This window comes from Desulfovibrio intestinivivus (assembly GCF_053570665.1).
Window position 1 is genome coordinate 3,265,001 of the sequence record NZ_JBRBQT010000001.1, and the last position, 16,727, is coordinate 3,281,727.

The following is a 16,727-nucleotide window of genomic DNA, read 5'->3' on the forward strand; positions in this document are numbered from 1 at the left end:
GGTGGGCTGCAATGGCGTGGATGATCTCCTGGCTTTCGTTGTACTTTTTGGCGAGGTCCGCGCCGATAAGGGCGTGCGGGCCTTCCACCTCGTGGTCAACGGCCTTACCAATGTCGTGCAACAGGCCAGCCCGTTTGGCTTTTTTGACGTCCATGCCGAGCTCGGCGGCCATCATGCCGCAAAGGGCCGAGACTTCAAGAGAATGCTGGAGCACGTTTTGGGTAAACGAGGTGCGGTAGCGCAACTGCCCGAGCAAACGGACAATTTCCGGATGAATACCATGAACGCCCGCGTCAAAGGTGGCCTGCTCGCCCACTTCGCGCACCTGAGTGTCCAGCTCTTGCTCACACTTCTGCACAATGTCTTCAATGCGTGCAGGATGAATGCGGCCATCCTGGATCAAGCGCTCAAGCGCCATTTTGGCAACCTGACGGCGCAGAGGGCTGTAAGCTGAGAGGATAACGGTTTCAGGCGTATCATCTATAATAAGATCCACACCGGTGGCAGCCTCAAGCGCGCGGATGTTGCGGCCTTCGCGCCCGATGATGCGGCCCTTCATGTCTTCGCTCGGAAGGGTCACAGCCGTAACGGTCTGCTCGTTGACGTAGTCGCCCGCGTAGCGCTGGATGACATTACAGAGAATTTCTTTGGCTTTGCGGTCGGCAGTTTCGCGCGCTTCCATTTCAATCTGGCGGATCATACGCGCCGATTCGTGCCGGGTTTTGGCTTCAATTTCGCTGAAAAGCCGGGCCTTTGCCTCATCGGCAGTGAGGCCTGCAATTTCAGAAAGCCGCTGCTCCTGCTCTTCAATACGGGTCTGCAAAAACGTTTCAGATTCAGCAAGCTGGCGTTCCTTGCGGGCCAGATCCTTCTCTGAAGTTAGCAGTTCGTGCTCCCTTGTGGTTGCTTTTTCAAGCTTTTCCTCAAGGCGACCGCCCATTTCTTCAAGTTTACGTTCGCGGGCCTTGACCTCGCGCTCACGTTCCTTGAATTCGTTTTCGAGTTCCCGCTTCTGATTGAACAGATCGTCCTGGCCCTGAAGCAATATCTCTTTTTTCTGGGCCTGCGCCTCTTTGCGCGCTTCCGCCACTATGCGCTTCGCCAGATCTTCGGCGTCGCCCACACGTTTTGCGGCAGAACGCTTGTGCGCGAACACCCCCAGCGCAACCCCCAGCAGCGCCGCAGCTACAAGCGCTGCAATGAACAATGGATCCATGAATCCAGCCTCTCTCTTTTATCAATACGGACCCTGCGCCAACAGGCGCGGGCCGACGAACACCGGCAAGCGGCAAAACCGCCGCACACCGTAGCAAAATTAGCCCGAAGGGGCTGCTGAAACCCTGGCTGGATACCGATTAACGGTCTGGAGTGAACTGCGCAAAAGCATCGGCTACCACGGACGGCAGCCAGATACGTCAAAAGAAGGCGCGTTCCCCGGAGCGCCGTGTCATGCTTGCGGTGCAGAACCTGGATAACCAGGTCGGGCGCCTGTATGTCCTTTCCGGGCTTCCCGGACTTGCCGGGCGTGCACACACAAAGACAGTGACGGCTCCCTATTATATTCTTGTCAGGTTAGCACCGAGGCATAAATCACGCGCGTCCCAGGGAAGCGCCCAAAGGAGCCTAAGAGGACTCCTCTATTTTTGAAAGCAAGGTTGAGACGCGATTCTGCACGTCCGCCTGCTCTTTCTGCGATTGCAACAAATCATCCGCCAGTCCAAGGGCCATAAAAGTCAGCAGAATGTCCTTGGTCTGCCCTCCGTGGAACTTCAGCTTCTGGTCTGCGAACCGTTCCTCCACCAGCCGCACGGCTTCCTGTACGCGCCGCATGTCGGCTCCAGGCTTGAATGCAATGCTCAGCCCAAGAACGGTGAGGTTGATAGTATCCTGGTTCACAAAAACCTACTCGACGCTGTCGTGCTCCTGAATCCTGCGCAGCAAGGCGTCAATGCGATTCAGCGCCTCAGTACGCATCGTTTCTTCGTTTTCAAGAGCTTCGCGCAGCTTTTGGTTTTCTTCATCAAGTGCGTCATTTCTGGCTGCCACTGCGGCAGACTCCGCACTGATTTTCGCGTTTTCCGCCTTGAGGCGGTCAAGTCGGGCCAAAAGCGCCTCAACCTGCGATTCAAGCTGCTCCAAAAGTTCCATGATTTGTAGATAACACCGCGGCATGACCTTGGCAAGAATGGATACGCTCGGGTGAAAAAATACCCGCGCCGGGCCGTGCCGACGCGGGCTGCAAAAAAGCCAAACCCCTTGCGGCACAGGCCGCCTGGGCCGTTTATTTATTCCTGCGGGGCAGATTCTTCTGCTTTTCGCGGGCAATGGCAAGCTCGCCGTTGGGCACGTCGCGGGTAATGACCGAGCCTGCGCCCACAAGGGCGTCGTCGCCCACGGTCACAGGGGCAACCAGGGCGGTATTGCTGCCAATAAAGGCATAGCGCCCGATTTTGGTCTGGAACTTGTGTTTTCCATCGTAATTGCAGGTGATTGTGCCCGCGCCGATGTTGGTGCCCTCTCCTATTTCGGCATCGCCAAGATAGGTAAGGTGGTTAGCCTTGGCGCCTTTGCCAAGGTGGGTCTTTTTAAGCTCCACAAAATTGCCCACATGCGACTGTTCTTCAAGCACCGCGCCGGGCCGCAGGCGGGCAAAGGGCCCCACCAATGCGGTTGCGCCCACACGGGCTTTTTCCAGATGGGAGAAGGAGCGGATCTCTGCATTATTGGAGATCACGCAGTCTCGCACCACGCAGTGCGAGGCAACGCTGGCCCCACGGCTGATGCTGGTGCGTCCATAAATTTCGCACGGACCCGTCAATTCCACGCCGGGTTCAATCTGCGCCAGAGGCCCCACACGCACCGATCCCGGCGCATGTACGATAACGCCGGAAGCAAGCAGACCATCAACAATACGGGCGCGCAGGGTTTCTTCCATGCGGGAAAGCTCAAGCGGCGAATTCACGCCCATGAGCGAATCATCGCGGCCGCACTGGATGCCGAGAACTTCGTATTTTTCCGCAACGGCGAGGCCGATGAGGTCTGTAATGTAATATTCGCCGCTCTTGTTGCTGTTGTTCAGGTGCGGCAAAAGGCTTTGCACCGCACCAAGGCTGCAATAGTACATGCCCGCGTTGACCTCGTTGGAGGGCGGCCCGTAGAGCGAGGAATCATAATCCTTGGCTTCCACAATGGCCTTGACCTTGCCCTGCTGGCGCACCACCCGGCCATACGCGCCGGGGTTGTCCAGCTCAATGGTGGCAAAGGCCAGGTCAGCACCAACGGCCTCGGCAAGAAAAGAACGAACCAGAGATTCCGAAAGCAGGGGCGCGTCGCCGTTGACCACCAGCAAATGGGTGCAACCGGCTTCGGTCAGTGCGGGCAGAGCCTGAATCAGGGCGTGGCCTGTGCCAAGCTGCTGCTCCTGCAGCACAAAGCGGGCATCAGGAAAGGCGGCCTGCACCATTTCGGCGCGATGCCCGGCCACAATCCAGACGTCTTCCGCAAAAACAGGGCGCAGAGCCTCAATGACGCAGGCAAGCATTGGCTCGCCCAGCAGCGTTTGCAGCACCTTGGGCCTGTCCGAGTGCATGCGGGTTCCCTTGCCCGCTGCAAGAATCAAAGCCGCGTTCTTCGGCATGGATATCTCCTTCGTTCGCCACATATGGCGGGAATCTGTGCAGGCAGACCAATAGCCTCTTGCGGGCCAAACAGCAAGACCGCAGAGTTAATCTGCGTTGTGCGGCGCTGTTTAGGCGTTTACCCCGTGCTCGTGCGACGGCAGGACAATCACGCAAAGTCTGGCATAGGTGCTGTGCAGGCGCGCATTCAGCGCATCTGAAGAAAGATCGGCCATGCGGGGAAACATGCGCTTGAGCACCATCACGGCCTTGGCGGCTGCGGGCGTCAGTCGCAGGCCAGACCAATTGGCGAGGCGCAGGCACCGCCCCCCGTAATAATCCTGAACATAGCGCAGGTTGCCCGTATCATTGCGCGGCACGCTGTGGCCGAACAGCGGCGCGGCTGCGAGCACTGCCTTTGTAAAAAAATCCTGCATGACCCGTGAGCGCTCAGGATCAAGCTCGCAGAGATACCCGGCAGAAACAAGGCAGCCGGCTGCATGGGCCAGCCAGCCCGCGCACTTGGCCTGCAAGGGAAACTCCGGCAGCTCGGCCAGCATGCGGCCAACCTTTTCGTGCATAAGTGAGTCATGGTGGTACATACGGGAGCGGTTTTCCGTCATACCACCCCCGTGCTTGCGGTAAAGCACCAACCCATCTGTATTTATGCCCACTTTGGCCCCCAGACCGTAGCCGCGCAACCAGTAATCCTGATCTTCGCAGGATTTTAGACTTTGATCAAAATAGCCAATACGCCGCACAATATCTGTTCGCACCATATAGCAATGCACGGGAGCAAGGTTGGCGTTGCATGCATGCACATCCCAATGGCTGTTGACCAGCGACCACAACCCATCGATCTGCCCATTTGCGCCTTCTGAAAAATCCAGACAGCGACAAATGACAATATCAAGTTCAGGCTGAGCGGTAAAAACTTTCAGCTGGCTCGCCAGCAATCCCTTTGTGTGAAGATCGTCCGCGTCAAGAAAGGCGATGAAATCACCGCGCGCCGCACGCAATCCAGCGTTTCTCGCTGCGGAAAGACCCTGATTTTCCTGATAAATATAGTGCACGTCCGGCCCAAACAAACGGGCAACCTCAGCGGTGTTGTCCGTTGAGCCATCATCCACCACAATCACCTCCACTTCCACCTGCGGGCAACGCTGTTGCAGCAAACTGGAAACAGAGTGAGGAAGAAAACCGGCGTAATTATAGCTGGGGATTATTACTGAAACCAATGGAGGAGGAGTCATGCGATATCCTGTTATGCCGGGTAAGCACCATGCAGGAGTGCTGATAACGCGCACCAAGCAGATTCAAGGCGCGCCCTTCAGCACCCCCGCACGCCAATTTCAGTTCTTCCAAATAAAGGTAAACACCTGCTCCACATCGGGGTGCAGGGTGTGGTGCACGGGGCAGCTTTGTGTGCAGCGCTCGATTACCGTCTTTTCCTTGGCGGAATATTCGCGGTCGGGCATTTTAAAGGTCACTTCAATCTTGCCGATGCGGCGCGGGTCGGCGCTCATGGTTTTGTTGATCTCCATTTCTGTGCCGGTCACGTCCACGCCATGCGTCTTTGCATAAATGCCAATAATGGTCATGGCGCAGGCCCCAAGGGCTGTGGCGCACAGGTCGGTGGGCGAAAAAGCCGCACCCAGCCCCTGATTGTCAGAAGGAGCGTCTGTGATGATCCTTGTGCCGCTCTGGTTGTGGACGCACTCCACGCGCAGATCCCCAAGATATTTTGCGCTGACGGTAGCCATGGCAACTCCTGCGGTTTTGCCGGTCAAACGGCAGTTACTGGTGATTAACCAAAAACATTATGCTCGCGCAACGTGTTGCAGGCAATAGCCAGCAGGGTCAGCCCGCCCAGCAGTTCAGCCCATCCGTTGACCGCGCAGAGATTGGCCAGCGCCTTGCCCAGATACACGCCCACAGCGGTAATAACCGCGCAGACCAGACCGATCATCAGGGCCGGGCTCCAGACAGAAGTTCCCAGAATTGCAAAAGAAAGGCCCACGGCCAGGGCATCGATGCTTGTGGCAACGCTCAGCACCAGCAGGTTGCGCCCTGCGGTGGGATCCACCGAAGGACGCGGACAGGAGGAGCGCGCCCGTAGGGCAGAAAATCCCGAAAACACCATCTTGCCGCCTATCCAGGCCAGCAGGGCAAAGGCGATCCAGTGATCCCAAGCTTCCATATAAGAACGCACGGTAATGCCCAGATACCACCCCACCACCGGCATGGCGAACTGAAAAAAGCCGAATGCCGCAGAAAGCCGGAAGTAATGACGTGCCTGCGGCACGCGCAGGGCGCAGCCAGAAGCCAGGGCAACGGCAAATGCATCCATGGAAAGGGCAACGGCCAGGAGCAGAACAGCAAAAAACGACATAAAAACCCCATGCTGCGGTGCGCAATGACCGCCCAAATTGATTGCAGAGTGGCGTGAACTATAGGGCAAGGGCCGCTCAGGAGCAAGAGAGGTCTTTCGCTTGCGGCTGACACGGCCTCGGGATACAAGGCTGGGTATGCAAACTATTCCTTCTTGGCTTTTCTGCTGGCAATGGATTGCCGCTGTTCTGACCCTGGGCGCAAGCGCCGCTTCGGCCATGCCCGTTATTATCGCTCTCACCCTGGCCACCGGCAGACGGGGGCAGGCCAGACTCAGCGCCTATAGCGCGCGCACCCTCGCCCGCTGCGCTGCGGGGCTGGCTGTTCTGGGCCCGCTGCTGGCCGCAGGCAGTGTTCTTGCCCTGCTGGCAAGCGTGCGCAGCACGGAACATATGTTTGAAGGCGTATCATTGTGGATGCCCGCCATGCTGCCTTACACAACGGCTGTTGCCGCATGGCTGGCTGGCATAATCTGCCTGCTGCTGTATCTTGCGGCTGACCGCGCTGCCCCCGTGCCGCAAGCTGCGCAGGATTACTGGCAGCCGGGGCAGATCGGCCTGCGTGTTGGCCTTGCGCTGCTGGCGGCCCTCTGCTTTTTTGCCGCGCAGGTTTTGCCCAACTGGCCCTTTTCCGGCCTGCCGCAAGGCCTGAGCATAGGGGATGTGGCTCTGGCCGTGCTTCCCAAAACCCTTCACGACTACTTTACCGCATTGGCCCCAGCGGGCAGTGTTGCACTGATCATCCTTTCCCTTGTGGCCCGCAACAGTGGAGCCGCATTCACGCTGGCGGACGAGCAGCGCGCTGCCCGCTGGTGCGCCCTGTGGGCCATGGTGGGCTTTATCCCCCGCTGCATTGACCGCTGGGGGCTTGTGATCGGCTTTTCCCTGCGGCAGGGGCCCTTGCCGCAGGGGCTGGCGGAGCAGGCAATGGGCCTCGTGCCCATGACCCTCGCCATTGCCTGCTGGGTGGCCCTGTTTGTTCTGCGCGCCCCCCGCAAATTCTACTGGCTCAACGTTCTTGGGCTTCTGATGCTTGTGCTTGGCGCGAGTTTTCCGTTCCTTTTGGCGCTTGGGCGCTGATGCTTGCCCCGCACACGGGCAGCGCGTATACCCAACTGCACATACGGATTCGATTTTTCCGCAACCCGGAGGTTCCCATGCGGACTTTGTTTTTTCTGTCCCTTCTCATGCTCTGCCTGACGGTCACAGCCCAGGCTGAACCGCGCTCGTTTACGCTTTTCAGTGCCGACCTGCCCCAAGGCTGGGACGGCGAGGAAAAGATGGGCTTCAAATCGGGCAATCCCGATGAATGCATGCTGATTCTGGGCCTTTCCAACGAAAAGAAAGACGACTACGCCGCACTCATCAGCATTTTTGTTCTGCCCAATACGCAAAATGACGACAGCGCTTCCATTGCCAACAAGCTTGCCCCTCTTCAGGCCAACGCTTCCCAGCCCCGCCCGCAGGGGCCGTTCTGGACGTTTAACGGCGAACTGCGCAGCCAGGCCTTTCCCGCCCCCGGCGTGACCAAGGTCAACGCCACGGCAGACAAGGTCCTTATTGCCATTGTTCAGGATCCTGACCAGCGTGGAGCCGAAGCTATTTTTGCCAGCCTCAAGGGCCTCACCCCCGAAACGCGCAAGCTGCTCGGCCAGTAAACAGACTCTGCACATAGTTGACGCGGCTTTTTCTCAACAGGCCGTAATGTAAAACACCGGCTGCCCTGCAAAGGACAGCCGGTGTTTTACATTTATTCAGCTTCAGACGGGGCTATTCGTGCCAGCCCAGAAACATCTTGTAGGCATCGTTGGTGGATTCTTCCACATGAGGATAGCCCATGGCTTCAACTCGCTTGAGAAAATCCTCAAAAGCTTCCTTCTTTTCATCGGGTGCCTCAAATCCCACAAGCACGCGGCCAAAATCCGCGCCGTGATAACGGTACTGGAACAGCGAAATGCTGAAATCCACGCGCATGGCGTCCATAAAGTCCAGCAGCGCGCCGGGGCGTTCGGGGAAGGTGAAGCGCAGCAAACGCTCGTGCAGAATCTGTGGCGCGTTGCCGCCTACCAGATGCCGCACATGCACCTTGGCCAGTTCGTTATCCGTGAGGTCAATGGCCTCAAAGCCCTTGCCGCGCAATTCTTTCAGCACCTGGGGCACATCATCGCGCCCGTTGATCTTGATGCCCACCAGCACCCTGGCCTTTACCGGGTCTGAATACCGGGTGCAGAGTTCCGTGATGTTGCGGCTGCCAAAAGAGGCGCACAACTGCCGGAAGCTGCCCACGGTTTCGGGGATGGTCACTGCCAGCAGAGCCTCGCGCTGAGCGCCTATTTCCGCGCGGTCAACCACGTGGCTCAGACGGTCAAAGTTCATATTTGCGCCGCTCACAATGGCTACCAGGGTGGCATCATGCAGATCCCCCGCCTTGGCATAGGCCCGCAGGCCAGCCAGAGCGAGCGCGCCCGCAGGCTCGGCAACCACGCGGGTGTCTTCAAAAATATCCTTGATGGCACCGCAGATGGCGTCCGTTTCCACGGTGATGATGTCGTCAAGCAGGTCGCGGCACAGAACAAAGGTTTCTTCACCCACCAGCTTGACGGCCACGCCGTCGGCAAACAGACCCACATCATGCAGTTCCACCCGCTGCCCGGCCATGACGGAACGCCGCATGGCGTCGGAATCCACAGGTTCCACGCCGATGACGCGGATTTCAGGCCGCAGGTTCTTGATGTAGGCGGCAACGCCCGCCGCCATGCCGCCCCCGCCGATGGGGACAAAAACGGCGTGTATATCGCCGGGGTGCTGGCGCAGGATTTCCATGCCGATGGTGCCCTGCCCTGCGATGACATCCGGGTCGTCAAAAGGCGGAATATACACGCAGCCGGTTTCCTGAATCAGGTCAAGCGTATGCTTCCAGGCATCGCTGAAAGACTCCCCGGAAAGCACAACCTGACCACCCAGCCGCTTCACAGCCTCGACCTTGATGGCGGGCGTGGTCACGGGCATGACAATGGTAGCTTCGCACCCCAGCTTGCGCGCGCCAAGGGCAACGCCCTGCGCGTGATTGCCAGCCGAGGCGGTAATAATGCCCCTGCGCAGTTCTTCCTTGGTAAGGTGCGCCATCTTGTTGTAGGCGCCTCTGATCTTGAAGGAAAAAACAGGCTGGAGGTCTTCGCGCTTGAGCAAAATATTATTGCCGGTGCGGCGCGAAAGACTGACCGCCTCGTCCAGGGGGGTTTCTACCGCCACATCGTACACGCGGCTCAAAAGGATACGGTTCAGGTATTCGCTGTGCTTGTCCATGAAAATGTCCTTGCGGGGCTTCGCGCATGGCCGCCCTTGCGGTCGAAAAACGCATTTTTGTAAGGCCAATCTTTATATACCCGCAAGAAATGCTTCTCAAGTGCTTACTTTTTAAAATTCGCGCTGCTTCTACGGGCTTACATTCTGTTTTTGACGCGTTTTTTCCCCGCCACGGGGCACATCGGCCCAAGCTTGCCCCACTGTTGCGTATCTGTACAGCTACAGGCCATTGCGCTATGCTTGCCGAATGACCGAACTGACTTCCGAATTTTCCCAGTCTGAAACGCATGGCCTGACCGAATACACGCCGCACATTTCAGTGCGCGCCGCAGGTCGCCTGTGGCGGCTCACCCGGGCCGCCGACCTTGAGCAGCTTTGGGACGCCATGACGGCCTCGCCCGATGATTTTGACGATGAACGCCTGCCCTACTGGACGGAGCTCTGGCCTTCAAGCGTTGCCCTGGCAGGCTGGCTTGCGCAGCAACGGCAATGCATCGCCGGGCAGCCCTGTCTGGATATCGGCTGCGGCCTGGGCCTCACCGCCATGGTGGGCCAGTGGCTTGGCGCAAAAATGACTGCCATGGACTATGAGGAAGCCGCCCTGCACTTTGCGGCCCGTAACGCCGATATCAACGAAGTGCCGCAGCCGCTGTGGACAGTCATGGACTGGCGGCGGCCCGCCGTGAGGGCGCAGAGCATGCACCGCATCTGGGGCGGCGATATCATGTATGAAAAGCGTTTTGTGGCTCCGGTGCTGCGCTTTCTTGACCATGCCCTTGCCCCGGATGGCGCGGCATGGGTGGCGGAGCCGGGCCGCACAGTGTACGATGCTTTTCTGCACGCGCTGCAAAACGGCGGCTGGCAAGGCAGGAGGGTGTATCACGAAACAGTGGATCCCCTTTACGCCCAGCCCGTGCCCGTCACCGTACACGTTTGGGAAATCAGCCGCCGGGCCTGAGTTCGGGGCGTTCTTCAACCACAGCAATCAGCCCTCACGGGCCATACGGGAAATACCATGGGAAACCTGGCGCGCTTCGGCGTTTCTTTGGATGAAGATCTGCTGGAACCTTTTGACCAGCTGTGCAAACGCAAAAGCTATCCCAACCGTTCAGAAGCCATACGCGATCTTATCCGCAAGGCGCTGGTGGAAGAACGCTGGAGCAACGACGCTTCCGGCGCGGGTACGCTCACCCTGGTGTATGACCACCACAAAAACGATCTGGCCCGTCGGCTCATGACTATCCAGCACGATGACCACGATCTTATTGTCACCACGCTTCACGTGCATCTGGATCACTACAACTGCCTTGAGGTGCTGGTGCTCAAGGGCGAACCCAAGCGTTTGCGCGCCCTAGCCGACAAACTGATCTCCTGCCGCGGCGTCAAGCACGGCACTTTTACCGCTACTACTACAGGACAGGATCTGGCATAATGGAAGACGTACAGAGCCACGCCCCACAGGTTGCCCTGAATATTGACCGCGTGGGCGTTCGCGAGCTGAAGCTGCCCCTGCTGGTGCGCGACCGCTGCCAGGGGACGCAACAGACCGTGGCTACCGTAGACCTTGGGGTGGACTTGCCTTCATCCTTCAAAGGTACCCACATGAGCCGCTTTGTTGAGGCTCTGGAGCAATGGAACGATGAGATCAGCTATCAGTCCGTGCGGCGTCTGCTGGTCAATATCAAGGAACGGCTTGGCGCGCGGCGGGCCTATGCCCGGTTTTGCTTTCCCTATTTTATTGTCAAAAAGGCCCCTGCCTCGGGCAGCCCGGCCACGGTAGCCTACGAATGCCGCCTCACTGGCGAACTGGATGACAAAGGCCAGTCGTTCGTTCTTGAAACCGATGTTCCGGTCATGACTGTCTGCCCCTGCTCCAAGGCCATCAGCCGCGAGGGCGCGCACAGCCAGCGGGCCATGGTGCGTATGCGTTTGCGCATGCGGGCTTTTTCATGGCTTGAAGATTTCATCGACATTGCCGAACAATCCGGCTCGTCCGCCGTCTACACCCTGCTCAAGCGCGAGGATGAAAAATTCGTCACAGAGAGCGCCTTTGCCCGCCCCACCTTTGTGGAAGACGTGGTGCGCAATGTGGCGCAAAAGCTCACGGCCCACGGGCAGGTGGAGTGGTTCAGCGTTGAGGTGGAGAGCATGGAATCCATCCACAATCACAATGCCTTTGCCCGCATTGAACGCGATCTCTCTGTTCGGTGACATGCCGCGCTGGCGGCGACTGCACAGAAGCCTAGCAGCCGTTTTTTCTGAGTATGTGATAATACTCTGAAAACCTGCCCCGACCCTTGATTGCAAAAAACCGCAATCACCCGCCAACCGGGCCAAAAAAAAGTTTTTGTATTCGGGTAATACTTGTGCTAATTAAGCCGTAAGGTGTGAATGATGAGTAGCAGTAGCCTACAGATCGGCGCATCAGCCTTGAATGCCTTTTCGTGGGGCACGGCTGTTACAGCGCATAATGTAGCCAACGTCAGTACGGCTGGTTTTGAGCCGCGCCGTGCCGTCTACTCCAGCAATGCCAACGATCAGGGCGTCAGCTTTGAAGCCGCGATGAAAGACGCGGGATCAAAAGTCGGCCCCAGCTCGGACTGGAATGCCGCCAACGCCGTTCTTGATGTCACTTCCGGTATTCCCCTGGAAGCATCCGCCCCCAGCGGTACGGATCTTGCGCGGGAATTCACTCAGATGATCTCCACCCAGCACGCCTATGAGGCAAACGCGCAAGTAGTGCGCACCAGTGATACCATGCTGGGTACGCTTTTAGACATCAAGGCTTGACCAACTACAGACAAGCGGAGTTATCCCCGTTTTTTTGCGTGACCCGCCGTTGCCTTGTGCTGCGGCGCAACCCACACGGAGTGCCGATGGGTAGATGCCTGAAACTGTGTGCGCTGACTCTGGCTTGCGCCATGAGCTTTGGCTGCGCAGTAAAAAACAACCAGCGTGATGACTACAGCACACAAGCGGAACAGCGTTTTCGCCGTTCTTATGAAGCTGCTTTTGACAACAATGAGCAGCAGGGCAGCCAGCAGCTTTTGCGCAAGGCACGGTCTGCCATTGGCACCCCATATGTTCCCGGCGGCATGTCGCCGGGTGGATTTGACTGCTCGGGATTTGTCTGCTGGGCATACAAAAGCGTTGGCGTGAGCCTGCCGCGCACCGCCCGTGAACAGTCCGTTGTGGGTAAGCGCATCAATAATGTGGAAGATATGCAGGTTGGCGATATTGTCGCCTTCCGCCACCCCCGCCGGGGCTATCACACCGGCATCTATGTGGGCGACGGCAAGTTCATCCACAGCCCCCACCGCCGCACCACCGTGCGCGTCAATTCTCTGGACGACCCCTATTTCAAAGGCACATTCCTCGGCGCCCGGCGCGTCAAAATGGACGGCACTGAAAATCTCGTGGCCGAAGCCCAGACCCGCCTGACCGACTATGCGGAAGAAAAGGCCGTGCGCGATATCTATCGCAGCCACAAGCCCTCCTCCCGCTCCAGCGTTGCCAGCAACGACGACCACAGAAAGGGTAGCAAGGAAAAAGACAAAGACCGCTCCAGGGATAAAAATCCTTCCAAATCGCGCGAGCAGTTTGTGGAAGTGGCCAGTCTGGACAAAAAGCACTCCACCCGCAAAATTGAGGTGGAGAAGGCTGATAAGTCGTCCTCCAGGTCTTCAAGCAAGGCATCCGTCAAGGAAGACAAGTCGGACAAAAAGAGCAGCGCCTCCTCGTCCAAATCCGGCTCTTCCAGGGCTGAAGCTGAAAAGTCCGAGCGCAAGAGCGAAGCCCGCAAATCTGACGCCCCCAAGGCTGAAACGCGCAAGACCGAAAGTCACAAGACGGAAGCCGCCAAGAGCGACAGCAAGTCTGGCTCTTCCAAGGCCAGCGCCTCCAAGGGCGAATCGACCAAGCACGAGTCTGCCAAGTCTGAATCCGGCAAGAAGGACAAGAGTGACGGCAAGGTGGCTTCTTCCAAGTCTGACGATGCCAAAAGCAAAAAAACTCCCGCCAAAAACCGGGATAAGAATTCATAGGACATAGTCGATGCTTCCTAATATTTCTCCTGCAGAAACACTGAAAATGCTGCAGGACAACAAGGCTCGCCTTGTGGACGTGCGTGAAGCGGACGAACTCGCCGCCTTGCGTGTTCCCGGTGCCGAAGCGGCCCCCCTTTCGGTTATTTCGTGGATGGATCTGCGCCCCGCCACCGCTGAACTCCCCATCATATTTACCTGCAATTCCGGCAACCGCACCACCAAGAACAGCGACCTGCTGCAAAAGCTTGCGGCTGGCCCCGCATGGCAGATGGAAGGCGGCGTCAGCGCCTGGGCCAAACAGGGGCTGCCTGTGGAAACGTCCAAACAGACACTGCCCATTTTTCGCCAGATTCAGATTGGCGCTGGCGGGCTGGTGCTGGCTGGCGTGCTCGGCTCCCTGGCGTGGCCCTCAATGCTGTGGCTTTCGGCCTTTGTGGGCGCGGGGCTTGTGTTTGCAGGCGTGACAGGCTTTTGCGGTCTGGGCATACTGCTTTCGGCCATGCCCTGGAACAAAAAATAGTTTTATGCACGCCGCGCCTGTTATTCGCGGCAGGCTGGCTCCCAGCCCTACCGGCTATATCCACCTTGGCAACGCCTGGGCCTTTTTGCTTGCATGGCTTGCCGCCCGGGCCAGCTCTGGCGAGGTGGTGCTGCGCATTGAAGATATTGATCCACAGCGCTCACGCTCCGAATACACCGCAGCCCTCATTGAAGACCTGACCTGGCTTGGCCTGGATTGGGATTATGGCCCGGACAAGCCGGAACCGGCTGGCGGGTGCATGGGGCCGTTTGAGCAAAGCCACCGGGCAAAGCACTATGCGGCGGCCATTGCGCAGCTTGAAAGCGCTGGCCTGACCTATCCCTGTTTTTGCACACGCAAGGAATTGCGCAGCATGGCAGGTGCGCCGCATGTTGATGATGCTGGAGCGCCCTACCCTGGCACATGCCGCAGCCTGAATCAGGCGCAGCGGCAAGCCTTGCTGGAGTCAGGCCGCCGCCCCTGCCTGCGTTTGCAATGCCCGGACGGGCCTGTGAATTTCACCGATACTGTGTTTGGGCCGCAATCATTCACGCTTGCCGACTGCGGGGGCGATTTCGCCCTGCGCCGCTCTGACGGCGTTGTGGCCTATCAGCTTGCCGTGGCCGTGGACGATGCGCTCATGGGCATAAATCAGGTGGTGCGCGGGCGCGACATCCTCATTTCAACGCCGAGGCAGATTGCTCTTCTCAAGCTCCTGGGCTATGGTGCTCCCGCTTATGCGCATGTGCCGCTGCTTCTGGATGACGAGGGCGAGCGCCTTGCCAAAAGGCACCAGAGCCTCGCGCTGCGCAACCTGCGGCAAATGGGCGTAGACCCGCGCAGAATAACCGGATTGCTCGGCGCACTTGCCGGATGCAATCCCGGCGGCAATGCCGCCAGCCCTGCGGAACTGATACCGTATTTTTCGCTTTCGCGCCTTGATGGCGATGATATCCGCCTTGGGCGCGAGCTGCTACGCGCTCTTGTGGCCTGACGGCCACTTGAATACAAACACCGCTCATGTAATGACAGAGGATGTTTATGACCATGCAGAACCTGGATCAGACCTTTTTGGACAAGATTTTTCCCGCTGGCCGTGCAGATGAATTTTTTGACGCGCTCTTTGGCGGCGCAGAGGAAGGCGCTTACGACATCGGCCTTGTTTGCCGCAGTGTTGAGCCGCAAAAGGCCAAGCTGGCCTTTGAACTGCGCCAGCGCCCCGGCAAGTGCCTTGCCTGTAACCTGACCTATGGGCTGCCCCAGGTTTTTCAGCGGCACCCCATCCTGAATGTGGCTGGCGTTGCGCGCGATGTTGCCTCCCACCTTGGCTGGCCTGCGGAATCCACCAAGTGGAAGCTGGGCCACACGGAAGAAGTGAACCGCGAGCTGCACGTCATCCCCCTCGTGGTGGAATGCGCGTAAGCCGAACAGACCTATCCGCTTGACAAAGGCCCTGTTTTTTGGCACTTCATGTCGGTTGCCAGCTTAGCTCAGTTGGTAGAGCAGCTGATTCGTAATCAGCAGGTCAAGAGTTCAAGTCTCTTAGCTGGCTCCACAGAATTTAGCCCTCACGGTGAAAACCGCGAGGGCTTTTTTTGTTGGGGTAACAAGGGGCTACCACCATAAATAAAACTGAGTGCAATTGAGTGAAAAAACTTGCCACGCCCTGCCCCATACCCCTTCGCCTTTTGCCCCATTTCGGCATGGTGGGGCCAGAGGTTCACAGCATGAAAATGCCACATTTCAAATTAGGCTTGACTCAAGACGCATTGATACATATATTGCATTCAACAGTGCCCGTACCTCTGTTGGTGTCCAGTATGCCAACAAGTGCGGGCCCTCTTGTTTTTGAGGATTGATATGCCATTAAATGCCAAGCCTTTCAAAACATATGCGGATTTAGTCACCCTTCTTGAGTCCCGTGGAATGGAAATTGAAGATCGTGTTAGAGCTGAAAGAAAGCTGGCACAGATTGGATATTACCGCTTTACGGGTTTCTCATTTCCTTGCCGAGTCTACGTGAAGGATACCGCTAACAAAATTGTCTTCAATCCACCCAATTCAAATTTTATCAAGAGGAGTGAGCAGTTCGTTACGGGGACAACCTTCAACGATGTCTTTCGCCTGTATCTCATGGATAAACACTTGCGCCTGCTGATGCTGGATGCGATTGAAAGAATTGAGGTTTACATGCGCTCTATTATCGCGCATGAAATGGGCTTTCATTCTCCTACAGCATACAAAGAGAATAATTTTATAAATCCGAAGCATATTAACAATAACAACTGGCTCAGATGGCAGCAGAAACACAATGATGCCATAGCAAATAGCACTCAAGAATGCATTCTATGGCATAGGACAACAAATAGGACAATGCCCTTCTGGGTTGTTATAGAAGCATGGGACTTTGGTTTAATGTCACATTATTTTTCATATCTGAACGGTAAATATCAAAATAAAATTTGTGCAAGGATTGATAAAGCACTTTTACCTAACACACTTGGGAATTGGTTACGCGAAATAAACACTCTGCGCAATCGATGCGCACATCACACTAGAATTTGGAATCAATCGACAAACCACGATCTGAAAATGCCTCAAACTGGAGCTTTGAGCAATGTCACTTGGGGAGCTAAAGGAAAATCTCGACTATTTGGGCTTATCTCAGTAATGTGGTTTCTCGTTGAGCACATTGGGAAAAATTCTTCTTGGCTTTCATCTGTTGCAGAAGTTATTGATACAATGCCACCACTTCCAGCTTGTAACAAGGAAGTAATGGGGTTTCCCTCTCGGTCGTTGCGTGCCATTGACCAATTCATATAATTCTATCTTGCGGGTGTTGCCCGGC

The 16,727-nt window shown here is 57.1% G+C and carries 19 protein-coding genes, 1 tRNA gene and 1 other RNA gene (1 of these 21 cut by a window edge); 12 read left to right on the forward strand and 9 right to left on the reverse strand.

What is annotated here, in order from left to right:
* From rny to ACUZ9P_RS13925, 8 genes are all read right to left on the reverse strand, one after another.
* Positions 1-1,216: the 5' portion of a ribonuclease Y gene (gene rny / locus ACUZ9P_RS13890; protein ID WP_298998231.1), read on the reverse strand. 344 nt of this gene lie to the left of the window's left edge; the window shows 1,216 of its 1,560 coding nt (coding positions 1-1,216); it begins with the start codon at positions 1,214-1,216; the stop codon falls past the left edge of the window.
* A gap of 211 nt (positions 1,217-1,427) precedes the next feature.
* Positions 1,428-1,611: non-coding RNA, 6S RNA (gene ssrS / locus ACUZ9P_RS13895), on the reverse strand.
* Between the two features lie 12 nt (positions 1,612-1,623).
* The gene (locus ACUZ9P_RS13900; protein WP_449250144.1) at positions 1,624-1,896 is read right to left on the reverse strand and encodes a cell division protein ZapA; all 273 of its coding nucleotides are present in this window, start codon (positions 1,894-1,896) and stop codon (positions 1,624-1,626) included.
* A 6-nt stretch (positions 1,897-1,902) separates the two neighbouring features.
* Positions 1,903-2,148, reverse strand: coding sequence for a cell division protein ZapB (zapB, locus tag ACUZ9P_RS13905; RefSeq protein ID WP_298998228.1), 246 nt, complete (start codon positions 2,146-2,148; stop codon positions 1,903-1,905).
* 133 nt (positions 2,149-2,281) lie between these two features.
* Entirely contained in the window at positions 2,282-3,637 is a 1,356-nt protein-coding gene (gene glmU / locus ACUZ9P_RS13910; protein ID WP_449250145.1) for a bifunctional UDP-N-acetylglucosamine diphosphorylase/glucosamine-1-phosphate N-acetyltransferase GlmU, read from the reverse strand.
* A gap of 111 nt (positions 3,638-3,748) precedes the next feature.
* Positions 3,749-4,870: a glycosyltransferase family 2 protein gene (locus ACUZ9P_RS13915; RefSeq protein ID WP_449250146.1), complete on the reverse strand. Its 1,122-nt coding sequence runs from the start codon at positions 4,868-4,870 to the stop codon at positions 3,749-3,751.
* Between the two features lie 99 nt (positions 4,871-4,969).
* Positions 4,970-5,380: an OsmC family protein gene (locus ACUZ9P_RS13920; protein ID WP_449250147.1), complete on the reverse strand. Its 411-nt coding sequence runs from the start codon at positions 5,378-5,380 to the stop codon at positions 4,970-4,972.
* A 44-nt stretch (positions 5,381-5,424) separates the two neighbouring features.
* Positions 5,425-6,009, reverse strand: a complete 585-nt coding sequence (locus ACUZ9P_RS13925) for a manganese efflux pump MntP (RefSeq protein ID WP_449250148.1) — start codon at positions 6,007-6,009, stop codon at positions 5,425-5,427.
* A 136-nt stretch (positions 6,010-6,145) separates the two neighbouring features.
* On the opposite strand from ACUZ9P_RS13925, the gene ACUZ9P_RS13930 reads away from it, so the two are divergent.
* Together ACUZ9P_RS13930 and ACUZ9P_RS13935 are read left to right on the forward strand one after the other, a co-directional pair.
* Complete coding sequence (locus tag ACUZ9P_RS13930) at positions 6,146-7,087, forward strand: spidroin-2 (protein ID WP_449250149.1); 942 nt, start codon at positions 6,146-6,148, stop codon at positions 7,085-7,087.
* A gap of 77 nt (positions 7,088-7,164) precedes the next feature.
* Positions 7,165-7,665, forward strand: a complete 501-nt coding sequence (locus ACUZ9P_RS13935; RefSeq protein ID WP_298998216.1) for a protoporphyrinogen oxidase — start codon at positions 7,165-7,167, stop codon at positions 7,663-7,665.
* Positions 7,666-7,777: 112 nt separating this feature from the next.
* On the opposite strand, the gene ilvA is transcribed toward ACUZ9P_RS13935, so the two are convergent.
* The gene (ilvA, locus tag ACUZ9P_RS13940; protein WP_298998214.1) at positions 7,778-9,313 is read right to left on the reverse strand and encodes a threonine ammonia-lyase, biosynthetic; all 1,536 of its coding nucleotides are present in this window, start codon (positions 9,311-9,313) and stop codon (positions 7,778-7,780) included.
* A 247-nt stretch (positions 9,314-9,560) separates the two neighbouring features.
* Here ilvA and ACUZ9P_RS13945 point away from each other — a divergent pair, with 247 nt between their 5' ends.
* The 10 genes from ACUZ9P_RS13945 to ACUZ9P_RS13990 all read left to right on the forward strand — a co-directional run bounded on the left by ACUZ9P_RS13945 (position 9,561) and on the right by ACUZ9P_RS13990 (position 16,702).
* Positions 9,561-10,271, forward strand: a complete 711-nt coding sequence (locus tag ACUZ9P_RS13945) for a class I SAM-dependent methyltransferase (RefSeq protein WP_449250150.1) — start codon at positions 9,561-9,563, stop codon at positions 10,269-10,271.
* 57 nt (positions 10,272-10,328) lie between these two features.
* Positions 10,329-10,745, forward strand: coding sequence for a nickel-responsive transcriptional regulator NikR (gene nikR, locus ACUZ9P_RS13950; protein WP_022657495.1), 417 nt, complete (start codon positions 10,329-10,331; stop codon positions 10,743-10,745).
* The gene (gene folE2 / locus ACUZ9P_RS13955; protein ID WP_298998209.1) at positions 10,745-11,524 is read left to right on the forward strand and encodes a GTP cyclohydrolase FolE2; all 780 of its coding nucleotides are present in this window, start codon (positions 10,745-10,747) and stop codon (positions 11,522-11,524) included. Before nikR ends, folE2 begins: the two co-directional genes overlap by 1 nt.
* Positions 11,525-11,707: 183 nt before the next feature.
* Positions 11,708-12,103, forward strand: a complete 396-nt coding sequence (locus tag ACUZ9P_RS13960; protein WP_449250151.1) for a flagellar basal body rod C-terminal domain-containing protein — start codon at positions 11,708-11,710, stop codon at positions 12,101-12,103.
* A gap of 86 nt (positions 12,104-12,189) precedes the next feature.
* Positions 12,190-13,356, forward strand: coding sequence for a C40 family peptidase (locus ACUZ9P_RS13965; RefSeq protein ID WP_449250152.1), 1,167 nt, complete (start codon positions 12,190-12,192; stop codon positions 13,354-13,356).
* Between the two features lie 10 nt (positions 13,357-13,366).
* Positions 13,367-13,879: a rhodanese family protein gene (locus tag ACUZ9P_RS13970; RefSeq protein WP_192113034.1), complete on the forward strand. Its 513-nt coding sequence runs from the start codon at positions 13,367-13,369 to the stop codon at positions 13,877-13,879.
* Between the two features lie 4 nt (positions 13,880-13,883).
* The gene (gene gluQRS / locus ACUZ9P_RS13975; RefSeq protein ID WP_449250153.1) at positions 13,884-14,873 is read left to right on the forward strand and encodes a tRNA glutamyl-Q(34) synthetase GluQRS; all 990 of its coding nucleotides are present in this window, start codon (positions 13,884-13,886) and stop codon (positions 14,871-14,873) included.
* Positions 14,874-14,920: 47 nt separating this feature from the next.
* Complete coding sequence (locus tag ACUZ9P_RS13980; protein WP_306666374.1) at positions 14,921-15,301, forward strand: hypothetical protein; 381 nt, start codon at positions 14,921-14,923, stop codon at positions 15,299-15,301.
* 57 nt (positions 15,302-15,358) lie between these two features.
* Positions 15,359-15,434, forward strand: a tRNA-Thr gene (locus ACUZ9P_RS13985).
* Between the two features lie 305 nt (positions 15,435-15,739).
* Entirely contained in the window at positions 15,740-16,702 is a 963-nt protein-coding gene (locus ACUZ9P_RS13990) for an Abi family protein (protein WP_449250154.1), read from the forward strand.
* Positions 16,703-16,727: the final 25 nt, after the last annotated feature.

Bases quoted from the DNA above. Each gene is read 5' to 3' on its own strand.
- zapB (WP_298998228.1), bottom strand. From the start codon at position 2,148: ATGGAACTTTTGGAGCAGCTTGAATCGCAGGTTGAGGCGCTTTTGGCC.
- glmU (WP_449250145.1), bottom strand. From the start codon at position 3,637: ATGCCGAAGAACGCGGCTTTGATTCTTGCAGCGGGCAAGGGAACCCGC.
- ACUZ9P_RS13915 (WP_449250146.1), bottom strand. From the start codon at position 4,870: ATGACTCCTCCTCCATTGGTTTCAGTAATAATCCCCAGCTATAATTAC.
- ACUZ9P_RS13920 (WP_449250147.1), bottom strand. From the start codon at position 5,380: ATGGCTACCGTCAGCGCAAAATATCTTGGGGATCTGCGCGTGGAGTGC.
- ACUZ9P_RS13925 (WP_449250148.1), bottom strand. From the start codon at position 6,009: ATGTCGTTTTTTGCTGTTCTGCTCCTGGCCGTTGCCCTTTCCATGGAT.
- ACUZ9P_RS13930 (WP_449250149.1), top strand. From the start codon at position 6,146: ATGCAAACTATTCCTTCTTGGCTTTTCTGCTGGCAATGGATTGCCGCT.
- ACUZ9P_RS13935 (WP_298998216.1), top strand. From the start codon at position 7,165: ATGCGGACTTTGTTTTTTCTGTCCCTTCTCATGCTCTGCCTGACGGTC.
- ilvA (WP_298998214.1), bottom strand. From the start codon at position 9,313: ATGGACAAGCACAGCGAATACCTGAACCGTATCCTTTTGAGCCGCGTG.
- ACUZ9P_RS13945 (WP_449250150.1), top strand. From the start codon at position 9,561: ATGACCGAACTGACTTCCGAATTTTCCCAGTCTGAAACGCATGGCCTG.
- nikR (WP_022657495.1), top strand. From the start codon at position 10,329: ATGGGAAACCTGGCGCGCTTCGGCGTTTCTTTGGATGAAGATCTGCTG.
- folE2 (WP_298998209.1), top strand. From the start codon at position 10,745: ATGGAAGACGTACAGAGCCACGCCCCACAGGTTGCCCTGAATATTGAC.
- ACUZ9P_RS13960 (WP_449250151.1), top strand. From the start codon at position 11,708: ATGAGTAGCAGTAGCCTACAGATCGGCGCATCAGCCTTGAATGCCTTT.
- ACUZ9P_RS13965 (WP_449250152.1), top strand. From the start codon at position 12,190: ATGGGTAGATGCCTGAAACTGTGTGCGCTGACTCTGGCTTGCGCCATG.
- ACUZ9P_RS13970 (WP_192113034.1), top strand. From the start codon at position 13,367: ATGCTTCCTAATATTTCTCCTGCAGAAACACTGAAAATGCTGCAGGAC.
- gluQRS (WP_449250153.1), top strand. From the start codon at position 13,884: ATGCACGCCGCGCCTGTTATTCGCGGCAGGCTGGCTCCCAGCCCTACC.
- ACUZ9P_RS13980 (WP_306666374.1), top strand. From the start codon at position 14,921: ATGACCATGCAGAACCTGGATCAGACCTTTTTGGACAAGATTTTTCCC.
- ACUZ9P_RS13990 (WP_449250154.1), top strand. From the start codon at position 15,740: ATGCCATTAAATGCCAAGCCTTTCAAAACATATGCGGATTTAGTCACC.